Source organism: Pseudoalteromonas sp. SR44-5 (assembly GCF_014163675.1).
Taxonomy (GTDB): domain Bacteria; phylum Pseudomonadota; class Gammaproteobacteria; order Enterobacterales; family Alteromonadaceae; genus Pseudoalteromonas; species Pseudoalteromonas rhizosphaerae.
In genome coordinates this window covers 145220-171603 of record NZ_JACJDT010000004.1, presented here as the reverse complement: position 1 = coordinate 171603, position 26384 = coordinate 145220, and the positions used below count along the sequence as shown (strand labels likewise).

Sequence of the window (26384 nt, the reverse complement as noted above, 5' to 3'; positions counted from 1 at the left end):
TTGTTTTAATCACTCCAATCGAATCATATCAACCGCTACATCAAGCAATTGTGTACCGCCACCAAAAACAACGCCTTTCAAAGGAGTGACATCAGAAAAATCACGGCCAACAGCAAGTGTTATATGCTGCTCATTAGGCATAACATTGTTTGTTGGATCAAAGTCTACCCAACCAAACCTTGGCACAAACACAGAAAACCATGCATGGGTCGCATCTGCACCAGCTAACTTTTCTTCCCCCTCGGGAGGCATTGTTTCTATATACCCGCTAACATAACGTGCTGCTAAACCAATACTGCGTAAGCACGCTATCGCAAAATGTGCAAAATCTTGGCAAACGCCCCTTTTTTGTGCAAAAACAACACTCAAAGGCGTACTAATCGTAGTAAAACCGGGATCATACTGAAACTCATGAAAAATCCGTGCCATGAGATCTTTACAGCCGCAAATCAAGCTAATATCAGCTAAAAACGACGTTAAAGCGTATTCCTTTATACCCTGTACAAAAGGAGTATATTGAGATGGCAAAATAAACTCCGATGTTTTTAACAGCTGATATGTATTTGGCTTTGCGACGATATCGCGAGCCTCTTGCCAAGGCATATCAGTGTCGACGAGGTTAATATTTGCACTTAATAAAAGTTCCACTTCACTGGTCATAGTCACTTTCAGTTTTTTATGCTGAGTGGCTATTTCAAACGCGGTCACTTTATTATCAAAATAATCCGTAAATTCTTGTAGATAATTTGCCGGCGGCTCAATATCTATGCGACTACTGTGGCATATCTGGGCACGATTTGTTTTTGGTGTTAACCGTGCTTGGTTTTGACACAAGCTAACAAAATCGGCATAACTGTAAGTTGTGGAATGCTTTATTTTATATTTCACGATTGAGCTTGCTCAATATTAGTCCAATTCAATTTATTCGCCGTTTGTGTATGAGAAAAATACTGCAATAATAATACATCACAAAAGGTATTTAAGTTCAGGCGAATATTATGGTTAAACTCGATTAACTGTTTACGAACTCCAGCGTCCGTCCTTTGCAGGTAGTCTTTTTCTGTGACATAGCAACTCGTTTTAGAAAGTAAAATTGCTTTTTCATGTGCTGCTATCACTCCCTGTCTGCGTTTAGTCGGTAAATGCTTGCATAACTGGTTTATTTGCTCTAACTGAAAAAGTAATGAGCGAGGGTATTCTGCATCAAGTAATAATAGCTCAAGCCCAGTACCTATACTTTGATACATTCTATAGCGACGTTTATGGGTCACTAAGCTAACTTGACTACTCAAAACCGCTTCGAGTAAACCAAGCTCTTCAGCTTGCTCGAGTTCTTGCGTTAATAAAGCCCCTGTTAATGAGGTGATTTGTAAGCTGCGCTCAATCCTGCGACCCATCTCAAGTAAAAACCAGCCATTGCTGTTTGGCATACAATCCACTAACGAGCCATTAAAGGCCATGATCAAACCAATCACTTTATCTAAAATACTTTGCATCGCACGTGATGAAATATTGATATTGATATGCTTTAGCACTTTAACTTGTTCATTGATTTCATCAATAATACGACGACTATCATGGGACAATAATTCTTGGATCTGTACTGATGCATTCGCTAAATAATGTAACGTATTTATTATACTACCCGCGCGTAGCTCATCAGCGAGTAAAGCAAACGCTGTTTGCTTAGACACTGCGCTATCAAATTCTTCAAGCTTGATAGCTTGCTCTACATAAGGGTAGACAATATGCTGAGCGCTGATAGCAGCCAACAAACGAGCAACAGTACTGCGGCGTATTAAATCTGGATAAATAGCCAACTCAGTGTAACGATCAATAAAGATACGTAATATTCTTATGGTATTTTCACAGCGCTCTAAATAACGACCGAGCCAAAATAAATGTTCTGCAGTACGACTTGATATAACCCCTTCAAGTAAGCTTACATCCATTCTTTTTTTAATTGGTGTTGGTACACTTTGCTCAGTTAAATCAATATCTTTACTGGTATTTATCCAAGTATCTTTGAGCCAACCAGCGCCCTTAGCGTTAGCACTATTTTGATAAGAGAAACACAGTGCCGATGGCAGCACTTCGATGCCATTTTCTGTGGTTAATACATAACACCTAAATACCACAGGTTTTGCAATTAACTTACCGTCATCCCAAAATGGTGCGCTACTAAATGCGGGTTTATCTTGAAAATAATAATCGCTAGGTTGCTTAGTTATAAGTTGTTTAATTTTATCCGCGTCTAAATGGCCATCAAGTGTTAGTTTAGGATCTTTATAACTACCAAACACTAACTGTGACCAATCCGATGATTTAACATCTTCAATGCTGTGGTACTTAGGGCAATCTAGTAATAATGGTTGTTGTAAAAGTTGCTCTGATAGCTGGGCTAAATTACATTGTATTGCTGGTGATGAGAGTACCCCGCTACCAAAAGGATTTAATACTTTTACTGAGCCCTCACGTACAGCTTGTAATAAGCCTGGAATACCATGTAACGAGTATTGTGTTTGTTCAAGTGAATCGATACTTTGATCTGGGATCCAACGTAAAATCACATTGATTTTCCCCAACCCTTGTAATGACTTTAAACACACTTCGCCATTACGCACTGTTAAATCAGCGCTTTGCACTAAAGTATAGCCAAAGTAAGTAGATAGAAACGCATGCTCGTTATAATTTGGATCATCGATCCCTTGAGTTAAAATAACAATACGAGGATCATCCATATAATGAATAAACTCGTTAATGCCTTCTTGAAACAAATTTAAAAACTCTTTAATTTGTTGCACGTTGCATTCAGCAAACTCTTCAGCCATAACGCGCCTAGCTATAATGCGGTTTTTAAGCAATAGCCCTAGACCTAACGGACATTGGCAATGATCAGCTAAGACTTTAAATTCACCCGATGGTGCGCGATACACATCAACCGCTGTAAAAAACAGTTTTAGCTCATCACTTGGTAAGCTAAATCCTTCACGTAAGTAATGACTATCTTGGTACAGCTGCTGCGGTGATATTTGCCCACTCAAAAGTAGCTTTTGCTCAGAATAAACATCTTGTTGGATCTTATTAAGTAATAAAGTTCGCTGTTTTATGCCTTGCTCTAACGTATTCCAATCTGCTCGAGAAAACATAAAAGGCAGTGGATCGAAGTGCCACTGTTGATTACTCTCACTTTTAATATTGCCATTTTGCAAAAGTTGCGTAATTTCAATGGCACGACTACTTACATCTTCAGCGGTTAAACTTGCTAAACGATTAAATAAAGTATCCCAATGCTCAGGGTTTAAGCCACTGTGATCCGCCAATTCATCATGACCGTGGCGTTTATCAAGGTATAAAGACAACCAATTAGGAAGCTCTGGCATCGTATTATTATTAATGTACAAGCTAAAAGCGCTCCGCTATAAAAAGTAAACTATCATTCTAGTTCAATTTGTTGGTAATTGTATTAACAAAAGCGTCTGTTAAATAATGACTCTACTTTGCGTAATGTCAAAGTGGAGTCATACAATTAACAACCCAAAAATATGATTTATTTGAACTTAGGTTGTCTCCTTAAATCGAGCGTATTAGGGTAATCTGAATTAGTATTTTCTTCATCGGGAACAACAAATTCACTCACCGATTGTGCTGATTCAAAGCTTCGTGTCGCAGCCGATGGGCTCCAACTAGGCTGATCAGATGCTAATAATGATGGTGTGTGACCATGCTCCCAAAATCGTGCAACCCTTCGCCCTTCAGCTTCAAATGCATTAACGGGTAATGTTTCTGGATTTCGCCCACCAGCATGACTAACATGGTAGACAAAACCACCCATTGAGCGGCCTTCCCAGGTATCGATCAGATCAAATACTAACGGTGCATGTACACCAATTGTAGGATGCAGCGCTGTTGGTGGCTGCCATGCACGGTAACGGATCCCAGCAACCATTTCATCTTTCGCTTTGCCTTTAACAATTTTAAGCGGCACGCGTCGGCCATTACACGTAACGATATAGCGGTCACTCATTGTGCCAATTACTTTGATTTGCACGCGCTCTAATGACGAATCAACATACCGAGCAGTACCAGATGCACTGGCTTCTTCACCCAGTACATGCCAAGGTTCAATCGCGGTTCTAAGCTCTAACGTCACATCATCGAGTTCTCGGGTGCCGCAAACAGGGAACCTAAACTCAAAAAATGGGTTTAGCCAACTTACTTGGAATGCAAAACCAGCTTGCTGCAGATCTCTAACAACCTCAGCTAAATCATTTTCAACATACTGAGGTAATAAAAATTTATCATGTAATTCGGTGCCCCAACGGATCAACGGTTTGTGATAAGGCTTTTTCCAAAACCAAGCTAATAAAGTCCGTAATAACAACATTTGCACTAAGCTCATTTGTGAGTGAGGTGGCATTTCAAACCCCCTAAACTCGACAATACCTAGTCGTCCTGTTGCTGAATCGGGTGAATATAGCTTATCAATACAAAACTCCGCCCTGTGTGTATTACCTGTTAAATCAACAAGTAAGTTGCGTAACAAACGATCAACGAGCCATGGCTCAGGCACTTCCCCTTCAGGCATGTGTGAAAATGCGATTTCAAGCTCATAGAGCAACTCATCACGTGCTTCATCCACACGAGGTGCTTGGCTTGTAGGGCCGATAAATAAACCTGAAAATAAATAAGATAATCCAGGATGGTGCTGCCAATAAGTAATAAAACTTCTTAAAATATCTGGGCGTCGTAAGAACGGGCTTTGCTGCGGCGTTTCACCACCTAAAGTGACATGATTACCACCCCCGGTGCCGGTATGACGACCGTCCGCCATAAACTTATCTGTTCCTAAGCGTGCTTGTTTGGCTAGATCGTAAAGTGTCGTTGTTCTATCAACTAATTGCTGCCATGACGAAGATGGGTGGATGTTCACTTCAATGACACCTGGATCAGGTGTCACGGCGTATTTTTCTACACGACTATCTTTAGGCGGGCTATAGCCTTCAATAACAACCGGGATTTGCAGGGCTTTTGCGGTGCTTTCAATCGCATTTAATAGCGACATATAATATTCAAAATGGCTCGTTGGGGGCATAAAGATGTACAACCGCCCTTCTCTTACTTCCAATGCCATTGCGGTTTTGATCATTTGTTGACCAATAAAGCCTTTTTGCAGTTTTTTAGCTTTTGTAAAGTTATCTGGAATATCAAACGGATCTCGCTCAATAATGTTGCTTGTCCACTCAAGGCTATCAAGCGGTAATCTATAACCAAGGGGTGATTCACCTGGTAATAAAAAACAGTATTCGCGTTTAAATTCCCATTTGCATGACTGCCAGCAATGTTTCGCTTGATTAAACTGCAGCGGCAATGCATAACCAACAGGCTTTTCAATACCTTGTTCCATTTTAGCTAAAAAGCCTTTACGGCTCATTGCACTAAGAAGTTCAGGCTGTTTAGGCCCCACCTCTTTGGGTAACGATGCCTCTTGCCATAAATGATATAAAATATCTTCATAGGCTGTAGTGATAGCCTTGGTTTCAAGGCCTATTTCTGCACATAGCTGTTCTGTAAAACGCTTGGTATCTGTGTGGTCTAATTTATAATCTTTATTCGGATCAGCTAATAAACTGGCATCTTGCCACAAAGCTTCACCGTCTTTTCGCCAATAACATGCATATTGCCAGCGAGGCAGTGACTCTCCCGGATACCATTTACCTTGCCCATAATGTGTAAAGCCACCTTTGGTATATGCTTTGTTCATCGCAATAAATAAGCTTTGTGCTAACACTCGTTTTTCTTTACCGTCGGCTTCTGTGTTCCATTGGGGATGTTCCATATCATCAATAGAAATAAACGTCGGCTCACCGCCCATTGTTAAATGAACACCTTCCTTAACATATACATCATCAACTTGCTGACCCAAGCGGTTTATTGCAGCCCATTGTGTTTCTGAATATGGCTTTGTAACGCGAGGGTCTTCATGTACGCGCGTTACTTTGTTATAAAAACTAAATTCTGATTCGCACTTATCTATGCCACCAGAGACAGGTGCTGCTGAGCTAGGTTCAGGTGTGCACGCAAGCGGAATATGGCCTTCGCCAGCAAATAAGCCGGAGGTAGGATCAAGCCCGATCCAACCTGCGCCTGGGATATATACTTCAGTCCATGCGTGTAAATCAGTAAAATCTTCATCAGGACCACTTGGGCCATCAAGTGATTTTTGATCTGATGTAAGTTGGATTAAATAACCAGATACAAAACGAGCCGCCAAACCTAAGTGACGAAACAGTTGTACTAACAACCACGCAGAATCTCGACATGAACCGGTTTTTTTTGTGATGGTTTCGTTCGCCGTTTGAACTCCAGGCTCTAAACGAATGCCGTAGCCAACAAGATTATAAATTGACTGATTGACCGCAACTAAAAAATCAACACTTCTGATTGGTTTTTCCGGACGTAACGAATCAATCAATTCTAAAAACTTAGGACTCGCCTTACGTTTTTTTAAATAGGGATTAAGCTCAGCCTTTGCGACTTTATCGTATTCAAATGGAAACTCTTCAGCATATTCTTCTAAAAAGAAATCAAACGGATTAATTACCGTCATTTCGGCCACTAAATCAACAGTAAAACTAAACTCAGTTGTGGGGCTATTAAATACCACTCTTGCCTGATAATTACCAAAAGGGTCTTGCTGCCAATTGATGTAATGATCTTCCGGCACTATTTTTAATGAATAGCTTTTAATTTTAGTTCGGCTATGCGGTGCTGGACGTAAGCGGAAAATATGCGGCCCCATATTTACTGGGCGGTCGTACTTGTATTGAGTATGGTGCGCTATACCAACAGTAATTGTCATCGATTAATCCCTCTTTAATTTTTTGTATAGCCATTTAAGTATAACTTACTACTACCTGCCTGCTATTTAAGCAATATACATTCCATATAGATTACATAATAAAATTAGGCTGTTAGCCTATATATTGGTCACTATTGACTGTTTAGAATCAAAGAGCGAGCGCTGTGAAGAATTATTTGGTGCGACATCCGCACCAAATTAGCACAAAGCTAGGTATTAAAAATCACACAGCGCTTATTATTTTATGTAATTCACCAATAAAGCATGCCTGTTTTTTCTAGCGATTAAATAGAAAAAAGTCCCAATTAATCACAACACCAGTTAAATGCTTCGCTAAAACGAACTTAAAAAATAGTTCACAATAAAACCACGATTAAGCTTCTTAACAGTGTTATAGTAGTTTGATTTTTAATCGCCCTGAAAGCCAAACTAGCAAGCTTAGTGTCTTTAAACAAGCAATGTTGGCATTTTATTTTGCTAATTTATGATTAGCATCAATGCTTAAGGTAGATTGTTCACAGTTAGATCATGACGTAATACACATCCCGCCTATCTTCATATTAAGGACGCTATTTATGCAAACATTAACAAACATTGGTGACAACTTGGTTAAAGGGATATCTGCCCGCTATGGTTTAAGTTATGGGGCAGTAGTACATATGTTAGTTGCAGTAAATAATGGCGGCGGTTCAATGGCGCAGTTTAATTGCCCAGAACTTGGCGGCTCAGGTCAATGGATGCGCGGTGGAATGACAATGGTAGGAGACATGTTCAATAATGGCTTGAAAAACACCGTTGATAACTTATGTAACGAACTTGCCACTATTTTAGCAAACAACCAAGTTTTCCCCGTCATTCCTGCAGGTACTTTAGGAAGCAACCAGTGGTGGCCAGTTAATTTAGGTAATCCATCGAGTACCGGTTCACAAAACAACACCCGATATGCTGTCTTCCCTAATCGCTTAGCCATTGAAAAAAATGGTCAGGTCACAGTCTATGATACACTCGATCACCAGATCGGGGGGGTAAGCCAGCAACAAGGCAACGATATATCGCTTACCTTTAGTAGCCAGTGGGGAAACATTAGCGTAAATAGTTTGCCAGTGATTGCTGATGATAGCTTCACTCAGACACATTCAAGTCACAATACCAACTTTGCCCAATCAACAGACTTTGCAAAACAACAGCAATCTCCCCCTGAGACAGGCTTAAATGATAAAATGATGAGTAGCGAGTCGACAGCTATTAATGCTTCGCAATACTCAGTGAATGAAACCCTCGACATTATTGAAAAATTAGCACAATTACGTGATTTAGGCGCACTCACTGATGCTGAGTTTAATGAAAAAAAATCAGATTTATTGCAACGAATTTAACGGCAAGTAATCTCAGGCTTATTAATTTTATAATTTGCTAACTATATAATTTGTTAGCAATATAGCTAATGTAAGTCTGTTCACTGAATAATTTGTCATTGTATTTATCAACGGATACGGTAAGAAAATATGAAAACGTTTAAATGTAACTGCAAAGATAATCAAATATTGTTTTTTGAAAGTAGTCACTGCCTTGCCTGTGGCAAAACTGTTGGTATTGATGATAATTTTAACCTTGTAGAACCCTACGAATTTAATGACACAACGGGCTTATATTACAAAGCGTCAGCCCCTGACGTGCCTTATCAGAAATGTGATAACAATGCACACTATAAGGCATGCAATGGCATGGTTGATATCAACAGTTTTGTACCAGCGCCAGACACAGAAGAAGTGCTGTGTTTCGCATGTCGGTTTAATGAAACAATCCCAGATCTAAGTATTAATCAACACATTCCACTTTGGACCAAAATGGAAACAGCAAAACGCCGAGCATTGTATACGCTTAAAGCGCTTTCTTTACCATTAAACAACCTCAGCCAAGATGCCGAAGGTGGCCTTAGTTTTGATTTTATAACCGACCGCAGTGTTAATGACCATTTTGTGACTAAATTAGCAGGTCAAGAAAATGTTTTTACTGGCCATAACTGCGGCCATATTACTATCAATTTGGCTGAAGCTGATGATGTCGCTCGCTCACAAACAAAGCATGCTATGGGTGAGCGCTATCGCACTTTGCTTGGTCATTTTCGTCATGAGTTAGGACATTATTACTTTGACCAGTTAATTGCAAATTCACCGCATAAACATGCTCTATGTAAACAATATTTTGGCGATGATTCTTTAGATTACCAACAAGCGATTGATGCCCATTATAAAAATGGCGCTCCTGCTAATTGGCATGAAAACTATATTAGTGAATACGCCACCATGCACCCTTTTGAAGACTGGGCAGAAACTTGGGCGCACTACATGCATATTATTGATACTTTAGAGACAGCAAAAAATTTCTCTATTACCGGTTCTACACTCGGTAATGAATTTGAAGTTGAGGACACTGATGAGTTAAGGCTACCGCAAAACTCGTATTACTTTAATAGCCAAACATCAATCTCAGTAATGTTGGATAGCTGGATGGAATTTTCGATTATTTTAAATTCGTTAAATCGCAGCATGGGCTTAGCTGATGCTTATCCATTTGTTTTAACGCAGGCGGTACGCACTAAGCTTTCGTTCGTTCATCACGCGATCCATAACAGACTTAATCTTATGCCTGATTTAAATACAACAGCTGAGGACACATAACAACAGCCTTGATAATGTAATTTCCAAATGCGCTACCCGGATTAACAGCACTGACACAGATAACAAACCGCAGTACGTTATCAGCCAACTAACACAACACATCCGCTAATGAGTATGACCTGCATTGCGTTATAAACTTTTGGTATTACAAACTAAAGCTTGCCTGATACTTAGTTGAAATTAATCGTACTCGTTCAAATGGCCAATGCTCAGCGAGCCAATGTAAGATGCATAACCGTAAGGTATTATTTAATTCCTGACTATCATTACGTAGCCAAAAAGTAATCTCACTATCGAATTCATTGTTTACCCCAGGATCGATATACACTGAGCCTAGGCAGCGTGTTTTTTTCGGGTTTAATATTGCATAAGCAAATGCTTTTTTTTCGTTAAACTCTGCGGCATGTTGAGCTAAGCTTTGACGATTCTCTTCAAGGGTCATATCGGCTTTTGGCCAATCAGGCTTGGGGGCGAATATACCTTTTAGCTGCGGCACACTTGACATTACAGCAGTAAAATCAAGCTCGACTACCTGCTCATTTAATGGGGTAAAATAAAACGCAGTTGTTTGCAGCGCTTCTGGGGGGTTAAAATCCGTCGATACAAATAAAGACATTGCTTCCTTCCTTGCTAATATTTAACTGATAAAACCAGCCATTGTTGTTTTAATCCTATAAAATGAAAGCCGCCAATCAGTAAACAAATGATCGAGCTCCAAAGCCAAAACATCTCACTGCGTCCTAGCGGATTAGTCATTAAATATAATCCTGCAATACCGCGAAACAAATAAATCGCAGTTACCACAACTAACACAAAGCGTATGAAAGGTAGCTGTTTGAACAAACCCGCGGCTGAAAAAGCATATAACGACCAAACGCTTAATACAAAAGCGATGAAGAAAGTGATCAGCGAAGGCGTCAACTTACCCTGCTCTGCGAGCATTGCCATGTGCTCACCAGCACCGAAAAAGCGATACCACGGCGCACCAAAAACAATACAACCAAGGTGAGCGAGTGCGGCTAAAGCACTTAAGCTGCCTGCAATCAGCAAAAATAGATTCATACACTGTCAACTAATTCACATTTAACTCCACCATAATACGAAAAAGCCATTAACTTCAAGTATTCACTGAAATTATTGTATGAAAAGTGTACATTCATAAACTACGGTCAACATAAAATACAACTATTGCTGTTCAATTGCGAAGTCCGCTACTAAATTGTCTTGCCTGATATTCAAGCGCAACTGTAATTACGCTTGAATATCAGACGCTACACATTACTTTAGTGTTTGCTCAAACGCACCTACATCGCCAGGGAAAACCACCGGTGATTCAATACCGTCTTTATTAACCGCAGCAACCCCAAAATAATAATTATCAATGACTACATTTTTAAGAGTCGCTTCACTTACATCACCCACATAGCGGCTAAACTGCCATTGTGGTTCACTGGTATAACGCCAATAGAGTCTGTACCCCGTGGTCGTTTTATCATTATTTTTTTGCCATTTTAAGGTCGTACTAGGTTGCACAGCACCTGATATTTCAACGTTATTAGGTGGTGCCGGTGCCCATGCCATTGACGCTAAACTTACCGCATTAAGCGCTGTTAATTTTGCGGTATAATCAAAATCAACGCCATCAATGGTATCACCATAAACAATACCATCCTCAGTGCGTAAGTCTTGATGTTGATGGTTATAATTTTCGTTCGTTTCCATTACTCTTACAGCAGCATAACCCATGTCGTTAAACGGGCGATGATGCCCTCCTCGACCAAAGCGATCGAGTCGATAAACTAGCAATGTGTCAAGATTGGGAATATAGCGATCGGCAATGGTATCGATATAACGGGCTAAATTACGACTAGCTGAATCGACCTCGCCACCGGTAAAACGGCGTTTATGCGCTTGCTCTTTGGTTTCGATAACCCGCGTACCTTCAGAGAAAATACGTGCAGTCGTGTTATCAGTAACGCCATTAATACCAGTAATATTACCAATCATGTCATTATTGAGTACACCGTGTACTTGCCAGCCTTGCTTTTGTGCATAGTCGGCTAAAATTTTACCACCAAAAAGTCCTTGCTCTTCGCCTGAAAGCGCGGCATAAACAATTGAGCCATTAAATTTATATTTAGATAACACGCGAGCTGATTCAATCACCCCAGCAACACCCGATGCATTATCATTCGCCCCTAGTGCGTCGCTGGTAAAATCCATTACATCGCTGACCCGTGAATCAATATCGCCCGACATCATCACCATCCGGTTTGGCTGATCAGTACCGCGTTGAATAGCAATAATATTCACCACTTCAACAGGATTTGGAATACGCTTTTCGCCAGAAATGGTATCTTTAACTTCTATTACTTCTAAACAGCCACCGCATTGCTGAGAAATTTTCTCAAACTCAGCCTTGATCCAACGCCGAGCTGCACCAATTCCTCGGGTGTTTGATTTCGTTTCTGATAACGTATGACGAGTGCCAAAATCAACAAGTGTTTGAATATCACTGCCAATACGTGTTGCTGAAACATCAGCGGCAATATCATGAAGCTTGGTTTGATCTTGATAATTTAGCTCAGCGGCCAAGGTGCTTGTTGAAATAAACAATGTAGTTATTAAAATTGCGGGCTTGAGGGTCGATAGCTGATAGGTTTTATGATCAGACATAGTGTTGATGCTCTTTATTATTTGATAAATATACAATACGTGAGCAGTTACCTGCTGCAAATAATTTTGAGACCAACACCTGTTTAACTCGTTCAATCACTGATTGGTTAGATAAACGGGATAATAATCGCGGTATGAACAAATATACGTCAATAAAAAACCCACCAATATAGTAGGCTTATGCATAGTAAAACTATCGTATGTTAAACAACACCTTGCTCAATCATAGCATCTGCTACACGACGAAAAGCAGCAATATTAGCACCTAACACTAAATTACCAGGTTGATCAAATTCAGCGGCTGTATTACTTGCAGTATCAAAGATATTTTTCATTATTTGTTGCAGCTTAGTATCGACCTCTTCGAACGTCCACATTTGCATACTGGCATTTTGCGCCATTTCTAATTGGCTCGTCGCAACACCACCCGCATTAGCTGCTTTGCCAGGGCCATAGGCTATTTTAGCAGCAAGCAACACATCGACCGCTTCTTTAGTACTTGGCATATTTGCGCCTTCACAAACTAATATACAGCCATTGCTTATTAACGTTCGCGCATCAGCTTCGGTTAACTCATTTTGCGTCGCACAGGGAAAAGCGGCATCAGCAACAAAACGCCATACCGCATGTCCATCACTTGGGTAATCTGCACAAGCAATATACTTCGCATCGCTGTGGGTTTCTAAATAGACAGCTAAACTTTCACGCGCACCTTCTTTAAGCTTTTTAACAAGTGCAACATCAATACCTGATTCATGATACAGCGTACCGCTTGAATCACTGCAAGTGATAGGTGTTGCCTCTAATTGATAAAGTTTTTCCATCGCGTAAATTGCCACGTTCCCGGCACCAGAAACTAAACAGCGCTTACCTTTAAGTGAGTCATCATTGTCTTGCAACATGTAATTGGCAAAATAAACAGCGCCATATCCTGTCGCTTCTTTTCGAGCCAATGATCCACCCCACAATAAACTTTTGCCGGTAAACGCACCGTCGTAACGTCCGGTCAACCGTTTATATTGACCAAACATATAGCCTATTTCGCGTGCCCCAACGCCAATATCACCCGCAGGCACATCGGTGGTTGGGCCGATATGACGATACAGCTCGTTGATAAATGATTGGCAAAAACGCATTATTTCGCTGTCAGAGCGGCCCTTAGGATCAAAGTTTGCGCCGCCTTTACCACCACCAATCGGTAAGCCAGTTAACGCATTTTTAAAAATTTGCTCAAACCCTAAAAATTTTATGATGCTGGCATTTACACTTGAATGGAAACGTAAACCACCTTTGTATGGACCTAAGCTTGAGTTAAATTCAATTCGATAGCCTTTATTGACATGAATATTACCGTCATCATCAACCCAAGGGACTCTAAACATAATTTGACGTTCAGGTTCGACTAGACGTTGAATAATCGCATTTTTTTGATAGTCGGCTGAGTTTTCAAGAATAGGTTCAAGTGATTCAAGCACTTCTTCAACGGCTTGATAAAATTCGCATTGTGCTGGGCTAGTTTGTTTTAAATGTGCAATGGTATCATGGATATAATTCATAATTATTCTTCCGTGTTAAAAGTTATGCTTGTCTCAGATGTTAAAATAGACGTGATCAAGTTTATGGGTCATCTAGTTAAGAGCCTTAAAAATTGTAATATTTTTAACACTGTAACATGATAAACCTATATATTTAACGTTCGATAACGTGAATTATTTTTGAGTTGATACGCAAGAGCAACAATTAACGCTCATTAAAACAGAATATAAATTTATGAAATGTGAATAAATAAAGATTTAAATACTAACGCAGAGAGCAGCTTAAAACACCGATGCTTAAAGTGGGGTTAAAAATCATATCCGTACGATATAAATACGGATATGAACACGTAAATTATTCGCCGCTTGCCTCTGGACGAAGTTGTAGCTGTAAACCAGTTAAAAAGTTACGTAATATTTGGTCATTACATACACGATAATGCTTGTTATCGGCTTTTCGAGAAAATGCACTTAACTCATGCTTACTCAAACTAAAATCAGTTAAGGCAAGGACATCGATTACGTCTTCCGTTTTCATATTTAATGCGATACGTAATTTCATTAAAATAATATTATTATTTAATTTACTTTCTGGCGCTGGTTGCTCACCGTCACGCTTACCGCGCTTTGTATTAATAAAACCATTTAAAAAAATGGCAAACTCAGTATCACTTGGATCTACGTAACCCTCTTCCCCTTCTCTGGTTAGCCAACCAATCACTTGTTGTTGAGTCACGTCATGATCTGCTGCAGCAAAAATTTCAATCATGGTAGTATCAGCTAAATTAAAGGTATAGCGAAGGCGGCGTAAAATATCATTATTAGTCAAAGTAAATTCCAGAGTAAGATAAGACAACCAAGCAGGTATTGCTGGCTTATGAGTAGCCATACAGTTTAGCAGAGTTAACAAGGTCACCCTATTGATTTTTTGTTTTGCTCAACATCCCCATTATGAAGGAACGGCATGATTGATTTAACGCCATTTACTACCGATGCATACCTAGTAGCAACGATCCAAAGTAAGCAAGACACGCTAAAGATTTTTGAAAATGCTAATTATCGTTGGCTTACACTCGGGGATGAGCTAACTTTACAAGGTGTAATGGAAAAGTCACAACCGCAGCAAGTATGTAATCCGGTAAATCAAGCTATGCTGCTATTTTTGCTTTGTAGCGAGCCCTACTCACAGATATTAAATTTAGGTTTAGGCAGCGGTTGTTTTGAACGAGCAGTGACTAATAAAGCCGGATTTGAATTAACGACTGTAGAAATTAATCCGAATGTAATTAAAGCAGCTAAGCAGTATTTTTTCCTCAATGACAACAATCATATTGTAGCGCAATGCGCTGAACAGTTTGTTGCTCAAAGTAGCCGCAAATTTGATGTGATTTTAATTGATGTTTTTAGTGGTAAATCGCAGCCAGCGTTTTTACAAAAGCAGGCATTTTTGTGCGACTGTCATGCCCGACTTAGCACATACGGTAAGATCTGCATCAACTTTACTGCAAAAAATAAACAACAATTAATCGCTCTACTAACGACACTTCGAAGTCTATTCAGTCATATTGTGGTGATTGAATTTAACCAATATAAAAATATTGTGCTGATCGCCAGTGAGCAACGCCTTGATGCTATAAATATTGAACAGATAAAACAGCACAAAGATTTTAGCTCGCCTGATTTAGCTGCTGAAATTAAACAATTATTTTATATACCTAAGCTTGATTAAAATTGCGAGCCTGGTTGAGCTAAAAACGCAACTTCCTCGGCGCTGGACTGACGCCCTAAAATAGTATTTCGGTGTGGGTAGCGACCAAACTGATCGATAATATTTTTATGGGCAAGTTCATAATCTTCATTACTCAAACCTTTAAATAATACCATCGCCTGTTGGTGTATAAAGCTCGATTCGCTGTGCATAAACGGCATATAAAAAAACACCCGCTGCTCAACAGGTAATAATTGATCAAAGCCTTTTTCGATTGCCAACTGTGCCAATGTTAACGCTTGCGGATCTTGACTAAACGCGTGAGGGGTATCCCGATAAATATTACGAGAAAACTGATCAAGCACAATCACTTCAGCTAATGCACCTAAGGCAGTCACTCGCCAAGACGCATACTCGCCTTTTGTAATAGCTATCAACAGATCACTAAATGTATCTCGTATCTTAATATCTGTAGCATCAGATTTTTTATACCAACCAGATGGACCGAGTTCATCAAACCAATAATCTATTACTACTTGATAACTAAACATAAATTTCCCTTAGTTGCCTAATACCTTGGCTGGATCCACTCTTGTTGCCTGCCATGCAGGGTAAATAGTGGCTAATACTGCCAACACAAAAGTTACAATAACAGTGATCACAATATCTTGCCATACCAGCTTACTGGGTAAAAACTCAATAAAATACACCCCTTCCAGCGGGTTTGAGCCTAACAACTGACTCAGTAGGGTAAAAAGCTCACTGATGTTCAGCGCCAGTATCACACCTATAAATGAGCCCAGTACCACGCCAATAAATGCTTGGCTAAGTCCTTGTAAAATAAAGGTCGCTAATATCGTACTGTCTTTAGCGCCCATGGTTTTTAATATCGCTATGTTGGCCTGTTTTTCACGTACTTCCATCACTAATGACGAAACAATATTAAAACTTGCCACCGCAATGATTAAAAACACCACAATATAAACAATGGTTCTGACCATTTGTATATCTTGGTATAAGCTACCTTGGGTTCTAAACCAGCTAGAGATATAAACATAATCATCAATTGTTTGGCCAACCCGTAGCGCAATTTGGTGTGCTTGAAAAACATCGGTTACTGCTAAGCGAAGCCCTGTTACTTGCAGTGGCTCATAACCAAGTACTGATTGCGCCTTACTGAGATGGATGAAGGCAGCAGAACTATCAATAGGGCCCCCCATTTCAATAATACCCGCAAGGGTTAAAGTGACCCTTTTGGGTGCTAAAATCTCAGTACTTATCTCGTTAACTTGCGGGATCAATAAGGTAATTAACTCCCCTTGCTTAACACCTAATTGTTTAACAATTTGTTGGCCTAAAATAATTTCGTCTTCGCTTATTTGGCTGACCAACTTGCCATGGGTAAACTGATTAACCGCCGATACGTCACTTTCTAGAGCAGGATCAACCCCTCGCACTTCAACCGCTTTTAGTTCACTTTTATATTGCGCCATGCCATTGACACTAATAAAAGGTGCTGCACCGGTTACGCCACGTTGCTCTGAGAGCTTTTGAACTTTATCCGGCCAGTTATCAATTGGACGATTAGGCGCAACATATTCAACTTGTGGCACAACGCTTAATAAGCGATGTACTAGTTGTTGTTCAAAGCCATTGATCACCGACAAAGCAACAATTAACACTGCAACGCCGAGTAAAATACCAATGGTTGACGCTTTGGCAATAAAACTAACAAAGCCATTTTTTTCATCGCTGCTGCCGGAGCTTGCTCTAAAACGTTTACTTAAATAGGCACTAAGCAACATGGCTGGCCTCTTTAATTGCCAATTTCCCATCATCAAGGTAAGCAATTTTACCCAGCTTATCGGCTAATTCTAAGTCGTGCGTCACCACTACAAAACTGGTATTCAAACTGCTATTAAGCTCTTTGATCAAATCGTAAATTTTAATCGCATTTTGTTTGTCTAAGTTACCTGTTGGCTCATCGGCCAATACTAAATCAGGTTCGCTCACCAATGCCCGCGCAATTGCCACCCGTTGACGCTCTCCACCAGAGAGCATTGATGGTTTATGGCTACTACGGTGCGATAGCCCTACTTTATCGAGCATTACGAGGGCTTTAGCATTGGCTTTTTTAGCGCTGAGACCTTTGATCAACAGCGGCATCGCAACATTTTCTAACGCGTTAAACTCCATTAATAAATGATGGAACTGATAAATAAACCCTAAATGCTCATTACGAAATTTTGCTTGCTCAGCACGTGATAGCTTAGCAACTTGTTGACCTTTAATTTTTGCCACACCGGCACTTTGTGAATCCAAAGTCCCCAAAATGTGCAGTAAAGTACTTTTACCAGAACCAGAGCTGCCAACGATAGCCAGCATCTCACCTTGTTGTAAGGTTAAATCAACCCCTTTTAAAACCTCAACGTGATTTTCACCATCTTGATACACTTTACTTAACTGTTCACATTGGATAACTAAATCATTCATAGCGCAATACCTCTGCTGGGCTAACATTGGCAGCTTTACGCGCCGGATATAAAGTGGCTAAAAAGCTCATGGTAATACTGCCTACGGCAATCAGCGATAAGCTCATTACGTCAAATTTTACTGGTAAGGCAATCCCTGTTAACAAGTTTAAACCTATGCCTGCCAGCACTTCGTTGATATAAGCACTGAGTAATAAGCCAAGGGCTGCACCGATACTGGTGCCAATCAAACCATTGTACAAACCTTGGATCATAAATACTTGCTGCACTTGAGCCGGCGTTAAGCCAAGCGTTTGTAAAATAGCCACTTCACTTTGTTTTTCGCTCACCATCATGGTCAACGCAGAGACAATATTAAATACCGCAACTAATACAATCAGCGCCAGCAGCATCGACATAATGCGTTTTTCCATTGCGACTGCTGCAAACAAAGTACCTTGTGACTGGCGCCAATCGGTGACTGTATGTTGACTTAAAATTGCACTAGCTGAAGCGCTAAAGGCATCTAGTTGAAAAGGATCGTTCAGTGAAATACTCAAATTAGGAGCACTAGTTTGTGGCAACTTTAATACCCGTTGTAGCGATTCGCCGCTAGTAAAAGCAAGTCCCATATCAATTTCAGAACCTGTTTCATAAATGGCAGCAACGGTGAACAAACGTTGGCTTGGTACGCGACCTAAAGGTGTATAGGTTGACGCATTAGGCATGATCACGCGCACTTTATCACCTAAACCAATTCCCAGTTTACGTGTTAAATAACGACTAACCGCAATGTGATAGCGCGATGTCATGACTGTTTGCCAGTTACCTTGAATAACTTTATCGCTGATTTTATAAAGCGATGCGTTATCGTCGTACAAACCTTGCAATAGCACGCCATGTAAATCGCGATTGGTTTGTAAAATGGCTTCACCATGGCGATACAAACTCGCTCTTTTCACAAATTTGGACGCAACAATGGTATCTTGCAGCTGGATCATTTGTGCTTGAGTTTGTCCATCAGACGCAATTTCAACATGAGGAATGAGGCCCAACATATTGGTTTTAAGGTTATTTTCAAAACCATTCATCACTGAGCTGACAGTAAATAATGCCATTAAACCAATGGCGATACCGGCAATGGAGAAAAACGAAATAAAAGAGATAAATGCGTTCCCTTTCGAGGAGCGACTGTATCTCAGCCCGATAAACAGGCTAACAGGTTGAAACATAATTATTTATGGTCACATTTAATGCCAATTCAGCGCTCATACTAGCATAAATAAAGCGCCATTGGGTATGCGCAAAAGTGTAAAAATTCATGACAAATCAACTGCTGTATCAAAATTAAGCCGCTTTATTTAAACTTTTAGTTTAGAGATTTAATAAGGTGATCGAGTAATGCTCTGACATTGGTCGCAACAAATTGTCGCGGAGGATACACTCCCCATACACCTTCTGGTTTTGGCTGATTATTGGTTAAAATAGGCACTAACTCACCCGTGGCTAAATCACTCTCAATGTAGTAGTTTGGCACTTGTATGATGCCAAGACCCTTTTTAGCTGCATCAGCTAAGGCCCAGCCACTATTACACTGTAACCGCCCCGCAATTTTGATATGTTTATCACGCCCTTGCTCGCAAACCCGCCAATAACTGCTGTTGCCGACTAAGCATTGATGGTGCTGTAATTCAGCTAATGTGTGAGGTTCGCCAAAACGGGCTAAATAGGCTTTTGAGCAGCAAATTACAAAATGACGTGCACTTAAGCGTCGTGCTTTTAAGCTAGAGTCTTTTAAATGACCAAGGCGAATAGCTAAATCAAAGCCGCCCTCAAGTAAATTTTCTTGTTCATTGCTCAGCGCCATCACCACTTCTACATCAGGGTGCAGTTGCATAAAAGTATGCACTGCTGGCATCACGAAGCTTTCGCCATACATAACCGGAGCTGTGAGTTTAATTTTACCTTTAGGAGCATTTTGCTGTTGCGCTAATAACGCGGTGGCGTCGTCCATTGCATGCTGTAAATGTTTTGTTTGATGTAAAAAGACTTCGCCTTCTTTAGTCAGTACAACTTTACGGGTAGTACGCGTTAATAATTGGGTATTTAAGCGCTGCTCTAATTGCGTTACATGGCGGCTTATGTGTGCAACGGATACCCCTAATGTGGTTGCAGCGCGGGTAAAGCTGCCTTCTTCACCGACTGCGATAAATTCGTCTATGCCTAACCAACGACTCATTATTACCATACTGTAAAAGTGTTTTATTAAAATGAAGATTAACATTGTTTGAGAAACAAATAAAATAGCGTTATTGTTTTCAAGTCATCTTCGTATTTAACCAGCAAGAGAGTTACTATGTCTGAATTTATAAAATCAAAAGCCGCAATTGCTTGGGGTCCAAATCAACCACTATCTGTAGAAGAAGTGGATGTAATGATGCCTAAAAAAGGCGAAGTAATGGTAAAAATTACTGCTACTGGCGTATGTCACACCGATGCATTTACATTATCAGGTGCCGATCCTGAAGGGATTTTCCCAGCCATTTTAGGGCATGAAGGCGCTGGTGTTGTTTATGCTATCGGCGAAGGCGTAACCAGTGTTGCTGTGGGCGATCATGTTATTCCTTTATATACTGCAGAATGCGGTGTATGTAAAATGTGTACTTCAGGCAAAACAAACTTGTGTTCCGCTGTACGTGAAACGCAAGGTAAAGGCTTAATGCCAGACGGCACGACTCGCTTTTTCAAAGATGGCCAACCAATTTATCACTACATGGGCACATCAACCTTTTCTGAATATACGGTACTGCCAGAGATCTCACTGGCTAAAGTAAACAAAGCAGCATCACTTGAAGAAATTTGCTTACTGGGCTGTGGTGTTACAACTGGTATGGGCGCGGTCACAAACACTGCAAAAGTTCAAGCAGGCGATACCGTTGCTATCTTTGGTTTAGGTGGTATTGGTTTATCAGCAATTATCGGCGCGAAAATGGCTGGTGCCTCGCGTATTATCGGTATTGATATCAACACATCTAAGTTTGATTTAGCCACTAAATTAGGTGCCACAGACTTGATCAATCCAAAAGATTTCGATAAGCCTATTCAAGAAGTTATTGTCGAAATGACCGATGGTGGCGTTGATTTCTCATTTGAGTGTATAGGTAATGTTGATGTCATGCGCTCAGCCCTTGAATGTTGTCATAAAGGTTGGGGGGAATCGGTGATCATTGGTGTTGCTGGTGCAGGACAAGAAATTTCAACTCGCCCATTCCAGCTAGTCACTGGCCGCGTCTGGCGTGGTAGCGCATTTGGTGGGGTTAAAGGTCGTTCACAACTACCTGAGATTGTTGAACGTTACATGGCTGGCGAATTTGCATTAAATGACTTTATCACTCATACCATGGGTCTTGAAGACATAAACGACGCGTTTGATTTAATGCATGAAGGCAAAAGTATTCGTACTGTGATCCACTACTAATATTAAAAATACAGATACCGCATAGCGTGTAAGCTATGTGGTATTTTAGCGAGGAATCTATGTTAGATAATTTAAGCGCCACAAAAGTTAGCGGTGGCTGGCACAAGCAATACAGCCATACATCTACAAGCACCCATTGCCCAATGCGGTTTGCTATTTTCTTGCCACCCGGTGCCAGCCAAACTAATAAAGTACCGGTACTGTATTGGTTATCAGGCTTAACCTGTACGGATGAAAATTTTATGCAAAAAGCAGGTGCATTTAAAAAAGCGGCAGCGCTTGGTATTGCTATCGTTGCACCTGATACCAGTCCTCGTGGCGACACTGTGCCAGACCAAGACAGTTATGATTTTGGCCAAGGCGCAGGGTTTTATTTAAACGCCACCCAAGCCCCCTATAACACGCACTATAATATGTATGATTATGTGGTAAATGAATTGCCTTGGCTAATTGAACAGCACTTTCCCGTGACTGATAAAAAAGCGATTAGCGGGCATTCTATGGGGGGGCACGGTGCGTTGATGATTGCATTGCGCAATCCAAAAAGTTACACCAGTGTTTCTGCTTTTAGCCCAATCACTAACCCTATTGACTGTCCTTGGGGGCAAAAAGCGTTTAGTCAGTACTTAGGAGATGATCAATCACAATGGGCCAATTACGATAGCTGTGAACTAATGAAAAAGGCACACAGTAACGAATTTTTACCAATGCGTATTGACCAAGGTGATGCCGATAATTTTTTAGTCGAGCAACTAAAACCAGACAACCTAACTGCAGTAGCAAAGCAAGTTAATTACCCGCTAACGTTGAATATGCACGCAGGCTACGATCATAGTTACTTTTTTATCAGCAGCTTTATCGACGAACACTTATCATTTCATCAACTGTATCTTCAGCGTTAATTGTATCCTCTACTGTGAGGTTGTCATTCGTTACTTCCTCACATTGTTGTATTGATTTAGTTATTCTTTTGCATACCAGAGTAGGCTCTGAGCTTTCTTGCACTAACCCCACTAAAAAACGATCTACTTCGATGCCTAAGTCCGCAAATGACAAAGTCTGTTCATGACTAAAGTAAGTATTATCTTGAGGCGATACATGTGCGGGGGCCTGCGCTAAATCAGCACCATAATTTGTATCCGCTTTTGAATAAATAACTCCATCAACTAATACACCCGCTACAGTGCATGCGCTTAGTAATTGGCTGACAAGTAAAACAGTAATAAAGTGCTTGAACATAAATTTAATCCTTTATATCCCATTGCTTAAATGCGTAAGTTATTATTTAACTACCTCGAATGAGCCAGTTTTTAATAGCATTAGTATTGCTTAGTGGTTGTATCTGTAATACTCACTATAAACGAACGAGTATAAAACACTGTAAAAAACTGTAAGTGAATGACAATAAAGTAATTAAACTATAAACTAGCTCGAGCATAGCAACAGTAATAGGTTTAACTACACTTGTAACTCCTTCATAAACTCTTTTACAAATCCTATCAGCTGCAAAATAAAAATAAACAAAAATGGCACTGCACCAATAATTGCAATACTTCGGTTAAGTAATTCATTATTTTGTAATAACAATACCCAGCTACTTAGAGCTAAAGTAAAAGACCACACATACAAACTAAATCGATGACTGCTTTTTGTCCCCGCTAAATTACGGATCACTAAAATTGCAGAATCTGCCGAAGTAGCAACAAAGATCAGTAATAATAATAAGCTCGACCAAATAAGCACACCTCCTTGCCAACCTAACTGCTTAAAAAATACAAATAAGCCTTGTGTATAATCAGTTTTAATAGCGGCCATAATGCCACTACTATGGCCGCTATCCCAAGCAATAGCAGATCCCGAAAAAACACTAAACCAAATTAAAGTAACGAAAGTTGGCACAATTACTACGCCAACAATGTATTGCCAAACTGGCCGACCTTGACTTATTTTAGCTAAAAAAACCCCAACAAAAGGTCCCCACGCTAGCCACCAAAAATAATAATTATACGTCCAACTATTAGCCCAAGCAGGATCATTTAGTTGACTTGATAATTGCCATGTCCCTGTCACTAATAAGTGGCTATAAAATTTAACGCCACTGATCGCCACATCTATAATCGGTTGTAGTGGTACCATCATGATGAGCCAAATAAGTACTCCAAATGCTAAAAAAACATTAAATTGACTGAGTGTTTGAATACCCTTTTTTAATCCTAAGCGCGCAGATAAGCTAAACAACAGCGCTAATAACATAATAATAATCAAACCAACTAACCAAGGCGAGTTAATGCCAAGCTCAAGCTCAATCCCTTTTCGTAGTAATAATGTTGAATTTGCAATCGTGCCAACTACACCAAAAAAAATAGCTAAAATGGCCACTAACTGAATCACGTATTTACACTTTAGCTGCCCTGCGCGACTTAAAAATGAAGTTGTTACACTCAACACCGGAGCACTTATATCTCCCGCTTTGCCACTGTTATGGCTCAAACCACCTAAGACTAAGCCAAATACTGCGTAGAGTGCCCATGCATGAGCGCCCCAGTTTACTAACGTAATAGCCAATGCAGCACCTTGTCTATCAGGGTAAAGACTTTGCTTTAATGGCGGTTGCAATACGTGCATGGCAGGCTCTGCTACGCCCCAAAAAATTAAACCCGATCCCATTCCTGCAGCAAATAACATTGACAACCAACCAAAAGTTGAAAACTCGACAGATGTATGCTCTCCACCTATTTTACGTTGTCCGAGTGGGCTAATAGCCAGCACAATAACGCTTATCAATAAAAAATTAACTAACAGAAAAAATGGTCCACCCAACACTGATAATGCATTAATGATCAGTGGTTGAATATGCGCGGTGAGCATATCAGGAAATAATAGAGCCCCGCTAACAAATAGCACACACAAGGTGAGCGCTAGTTTTTCAAGATTCGACACTAATTTAGTAATACGAGCTTTAATTACCACATAGATACCTTAAAAATTATACTAATTAAATCGGTTTTATCAGCGCTAACGTTACGACGCTTTAAAGCTACACCAAAGCAACTTTTTAATTTTACATAATTTAGACATAAAAAAACCGGCCGCAGCCGGTTTTCTGATACTTAATACCAATTATATTGATTTACAGAGCTCTTGAACTCGCTTGCATGATCATGCATTTAATAAAACTGAGATCAATAAACTTTACTTTGCAGCCAAAAGCTTCGCTTGCTCTTGTTGGCTTGCCATAAATTCGTTAAAGGTGCCGTGGAAATTAACCACTTCTTTGTCACGAATATCAATAATACGAGTTGCCAATGATGAAACAAACTCACGGTCATGGCTGACAAAAATCAGCGTACCTTCAAAGCCTTTTAATGCATTATTAAGCGCTTCAATGGCTTCCATATCCATGTGGTTTGTCGGTTCGTCCATCACCAAAACATTTACGTCTTGCATCATTAATTTGCCAAACAATAGGCGATTTTTCTCACCACCTGAGCAGTTTTTAGCTTTTTTATTCGCATCATCCGCAGTAAACAATAACCGACCTAACATGCCACGCACCATTAAATCGTTATGCTTGGCTGTACGCCACTGTGACATCCAATCAAACAAGGTTAAATCGTTATCAAAGTCTTTACTACTATCTTGCGGACAATAGCCAATCGATGCATTTTCTGACCATTTTACAACACCGTGATTAGCTTCAAGTTCACCCACTAAACAGCGAATAAAGGTTGATTTACCAACACCGTTTTCACCAATAATCGCAAGTTTTGAACCCGCTTCTAAAATCAGCTCGCCGCCTTCAAACAATACTTCACCGTCAAAACCATGGCCAAAGTCTTCTAAGATCAATGCTTGGCGGTGCATCTTTTTACCTTCATCAAAATACAATGACGGCGCCATTCGGCTTGACGACTTCACTTCATCTAAGCTGATTTTATCCATGCGTTTAGCACGTGAACTCGCTTGTTTTGCTTTTGACGCATTAGCACCAAAGCGGTTAACGAAATCTTGTAACTCTTCAATTTCAGATTGCTTTTTAGCATTACCAGCAAGTAATTGATCACGAATAAGTGTTGATGCTTCAATGTATTTTTCGTAGTTACCTGGGTAAATACGCAGCTCACCGTAGTCAATATCAGCCATATGAGTACATACCGCATTAAGAAAATAGCGGTCATGAGAAATAATGATCATGGTACATTTACGCTGGTTAAGTTCGTGCTCTAACCAGCTAATGGTATGAATATCCAAGTTATTGGTTGGCTCATCCAGTAATAAAATATCAGGGTTAGCAAACAAGGCTTGCGCAAGTAAGACGCGCAGCTTCCAGCCTGGGGCTACTTGTGACATTAGACCAAAATGAAATTCTTCTTCAATACCCGCTTTTAATAAAATATCACCCGCGCGGCTTTCTGCACTGTAACCATCCATTTCAGCAAAAATGCTTTCAAGCTCAGCGACTTTCATACCATCTTCTTCACTCATTTCTGGCAGTGAATAAATACGTTCACGTTCTTGCTTTATTTTCCATAATGCAACGTCACCCATGATCACAGTATCAACCACTGAGTATTGCTCAAATGCAAACTGATCTTGGCTTAAGTTACCGACTTTCAGTCCTGGGCCAATTGATACGTTACCTGATGTTGGCACTAATGAGCCATTGAGGATTTTCATGAAGGTTGACTTACCGCATCCATTGGCGCCAATTAAGCCATAACGATTACCGTTACTAAATTTAGCGGAGATATTTTCGAACAAGGGTTCGGCACCAAACTGCATGGTGATATTAGCGGTAGAGATCAAAATGAATTTCCTAAGCAAATACTGACAAGTACACTGTTCGCTGAATAAGGAAAAGTTAATACAGGCAATAAGACGGTATAAAGAGGCCGCGAATTATACAGGCACTAGCTGCACTAGTCGAGCTTAGTCTCAATAATTGACTCACCGAGCACTGGTTTTTATGTGAC

The 26384-nt window shown here is 40.2% G+C and carries 21 protein-coding genes; 5 read left to right on the top strand and 16 right to left on the bottom strand.

All coding sequences use genetic code 11. The features are described 5' to 3' along the window. Positions 1–9 precede the first annotated feature (9 nt). The 3 genes from H5154_RS03720 to H5154_RS03710 form a co-directional block, all read right to left on the bottom strand. On the bottom strand, positions 10–888 hold the full coding sequence (locus H5154_RS03720) for a transglutaminase family protein (RefSeq protein WP_145233166.1): 879 nt from the start codon (positions 886–888) through the stop codon (positions 10–12). Beyond that, positions 885–3404, bottom strand: coding sequence for a circularly permuted type 2 ATP-grasp protein (locus tag H5154_RS03715; protein WP_182717434.1), 2520 nt, complete (start codon positions 3402–3404; stop codon positions 885–887). Before H5154_RS03715 ends, H5154_RS03720 begins: the two co-directional genes overlap by 4 nt. Before the next feature lie 146 nt (positions 3405–3550). Further along, positions 3551–6862: a DUF2126 domain-containing protein gene (locus H5154_RS03710; RefSeq protein WP_182717433.1), complete on the bottom strand. Its 3312-nt coding sequence runs from the start codon at positions 6860–6862 to the stop codon at positions 3551–3553. Between the two features lie 575 nt (positions 6863–7437). Between H5154_RS03710 and H5154_RS03705 the strand changes: the two genes are divergently transcribed. Further along, on the top strand, positions 7438–8238 hold the full coding sequence (locus H5154_RS03705; protein WP_182717432.1) for an SHOCT domain-containing protein: 801 nt from the start codon (positions 7438–7440) through the stop codon (positions 8236–8238). Between the two features lie 129 nt (positions 8239–8367). After that, complete coding sequence (locus tag H5154_RS03700; RefSeq protein WP_145233162.1) at positions 8368–9543, top strand: putative zinc-binding metallopeptidase; 1176 nt, start codon at positions 8368–8370, stop codon at positions 9541–9543. Between the two features lie 145 nt (positions 9544–9688). Here H5154_RS03700 and H5154_RS03695 read toward each other — a convergent pair whose 3' ends face one another. The 5 genes from H5154_RS03695 to H5154_RS03675 all read right to left on the bottom strand — a co-directional run bounded on the left by H5154_RS03695 (position 9689) and on the right by H5154_RS03675 (position 14583). Next, entirely contained in the window at positions 9689–10159 is a 471-nt protein-coding gene (locus H5154_RS03695; RefSeq protein WP_182717431.1) for a hypothetical protein, read from the bottom strand. Positions 10160–10173: 14 nt separating this feature from the next. Then, entirely contained in the window at positions 10174–10605 is a 432-nt protein-coding gene (locus H5154_RS03690; protein WP_182717430.1) for a hypothetical protein, read from the bottom strand. Between the two features lie 216 nt (positions 10606–10821). Then, positions 10822–12219: a M28 family peptidase gene (locus H5154_RS03685; protein ID WP_182717429.1), complete on the bottom strand. Its 1398-nt coding sequence runs from the start codon at positions 12217–12219 to the stop codon at positions 10822–10824. A gap of 203 nt (positions 12220–12422) precedes the next feature. Then, positions 12423–13775 (bottom strand): NADP-specific glutamate dehydrogenase, encoded by a 1353-nt coding sequence (gdhA, locus tag H5154_RS03680; RefSeq protein WP_182717428.1) that lies wholly within the window; start codon positions 13773–13775, stop codon positions 12423–12425. Positions 13776–14109: 334 nt separating this feature from the next. Then, entirely contained in the window at positions 14110–14583 is a 474-nt protein-coding gene (locus tag H5154_RS03675) for a DUF1456 family protein (RefSeq protein WP_145233406.1), read from the bottom strand. A 135-nt stretch (positions 14584–14718) separates the two neighbouring features. Between H5154_RS03675 and H5154_RS03670 the strand changes: the two genes are divergently transcribed. Beyond that, the gene (locus H5154_RS03670; protein ID WP_182717427.1) at positions 14719–15483 is read left to right on the top strand and encodes a spermidine synthase; all 765 of its coding nucleotides are present in this window, start codon (positions 14719–14721) and stop codon (positions 15481–15483) included. On the opposite strand, the gene H5154_RS03665 is transcribed toward H5154_RS03670, so the two are convergent. The 5 genes from H5154_RS03665 to H5154_RS03645 all read right to left on the bottom strand — a co-directional run bounded on the left by H5154_RS03665 (position 15480) and on the right by H5154_RS03645 (position 20172). Further along, the gene (locus tag H5154_RS03665; RefSeq protein WP_182717426.1) at positions 15480–16013 is read right to left on the bottom strand and encodes a DUF924 family protein; all 534 of its coding nucleotides are present in this window, start codon (positions 16011–16013) and stop codon (positions 15480–15482) included. The genes H5154_RS03670 and H5154_RS03665 overlap by 4 nt on opposite strands. Before the next feature lie 9 nt (positions 16014–16022). Continuing rightward, positions 16023–17267 carry a lipoprotein-releasing ABC transporter permease subunit gene (locus tag H5154_RS03660; RefSeq protein WP_145233155.1) on the bottom strand — a complete coding sequence of 415 codons (1245 nt, stop codon included), beginning with the start codon at positions 17265–17267 and terminating at the stop codon, positions 16023–16025. After that, positions 17257–17955 (bottom strand): lipoprotein-releasing ABC transporter ATP-binding protein LolD, encoded by a 699-nt coding sequence (gene lolD / locus H5154_RS03655; protein ID WP_145233154.1) that lies wholly within the window; start codon positions 17953–17955, stop codon positions 17257–17259. The genes H5154_RS03660 and lolD overlap by 11 nt, the downstream gene beginning before the upstream one ends. Then, positions 17948–19165 carry a lipoprotein-releasing ABC transporter permease subunit gene (locus H5154_RS03650; RefSeq protein ID WP_145233153.1) on the bottom strand — a complete coding sequence of 406 codons (1218 nt, stop codon included), beginning with the start codon at positions 19163–19165 and terminating at the stop codon, positions 17948–17950. The genes lolD and H5154_RS03650 overlap by 8 nt, the downstream gene beginning before the upstream one ends. 137 nt (positions 19166–19302) lie before the next feature. Then, complete coding sequence (locus H5154_RS03645) at positions 19303–20172, bottom strand: LysR family transcriptional regulator (RefSeq protein ID WP_182717425.1); 870 nt, start codon at positions 20170–20172, stop codon at positions 19303–19305. 117 nt (positions 20173–20289) lie between these two features. Between H5154_RS03645 and H5154_RS03640 the strand changes: the two genes are divergently transcribed. Both H5154_RS03640 and fghA read left to right on the top strand, forming a co-directional pair. Next, positions 20290–21411: an S-(hydroxymethyl)glutathione dehydrogenase/class III alcohol dehydrogenase gene (locus H5154_RS03640; protein ID WP_145233151.1), complete on the top strand. Its 1122-nt coding sequence runs from the start codon at positions 20290–20292 to the stop codon at positions 21409–21411. Between the two features lie 59 nt (positions 21412–21470). After that, positions 21471–22313: an S-formylglutathione hydrolase gene (gene fghA, locus H5154_RS03635; protein ID WP_182717424.1), complete on the top strand. Its 843-nt coding sequence runs from the start codon at positions 21471–21473 to the stop codon at positions 22311–22313. Here the strand turns inward: fghA and H5154_RS03630 are convergent. From H5154_RS03630 to H5154_RS03620, 3 genes are all read right to left on the bottom strand, one after another. Beyond that, positions 22267–22650 (bottom strand): hypothetical protein, encoded by a 384-nt coding sequence (locus H5154_RS03630; protein ID WP_182717423.1) that lies wholly within the window; start codon positions 22648–22650, stop codon positions 22267–22269. The genes fghA and H5154_RS03630 overlap by 47 nt on opposite strands. Positions 22651–22869: 219 nt before the next feature. Beyond that, positions 22870–24381 (bottom strand): BCCT family transporter, encoded by a 1512-nt coding sequence (locus H5154_RS03625; RefSeq protein ID WP_246175591.1) that lies wholly within the window; start codon positions 24379–24381, stop codon positions 22870–22872. A gap of 222 nt (positions 24382–24603) precedes the next feature. Next, on the bottom strand, positions 24604–26217 hold the full coding sequence (locus H5154_RS03620; protein ID WP_182717422.1) for an ABC-F family ATPase: 1614 nt from the start codon (positions 26215–26217) through the stop codon (positions 24604–24606). Between the last annotated feature and the right edge of the window lie 167 nt (positions 26218–26384).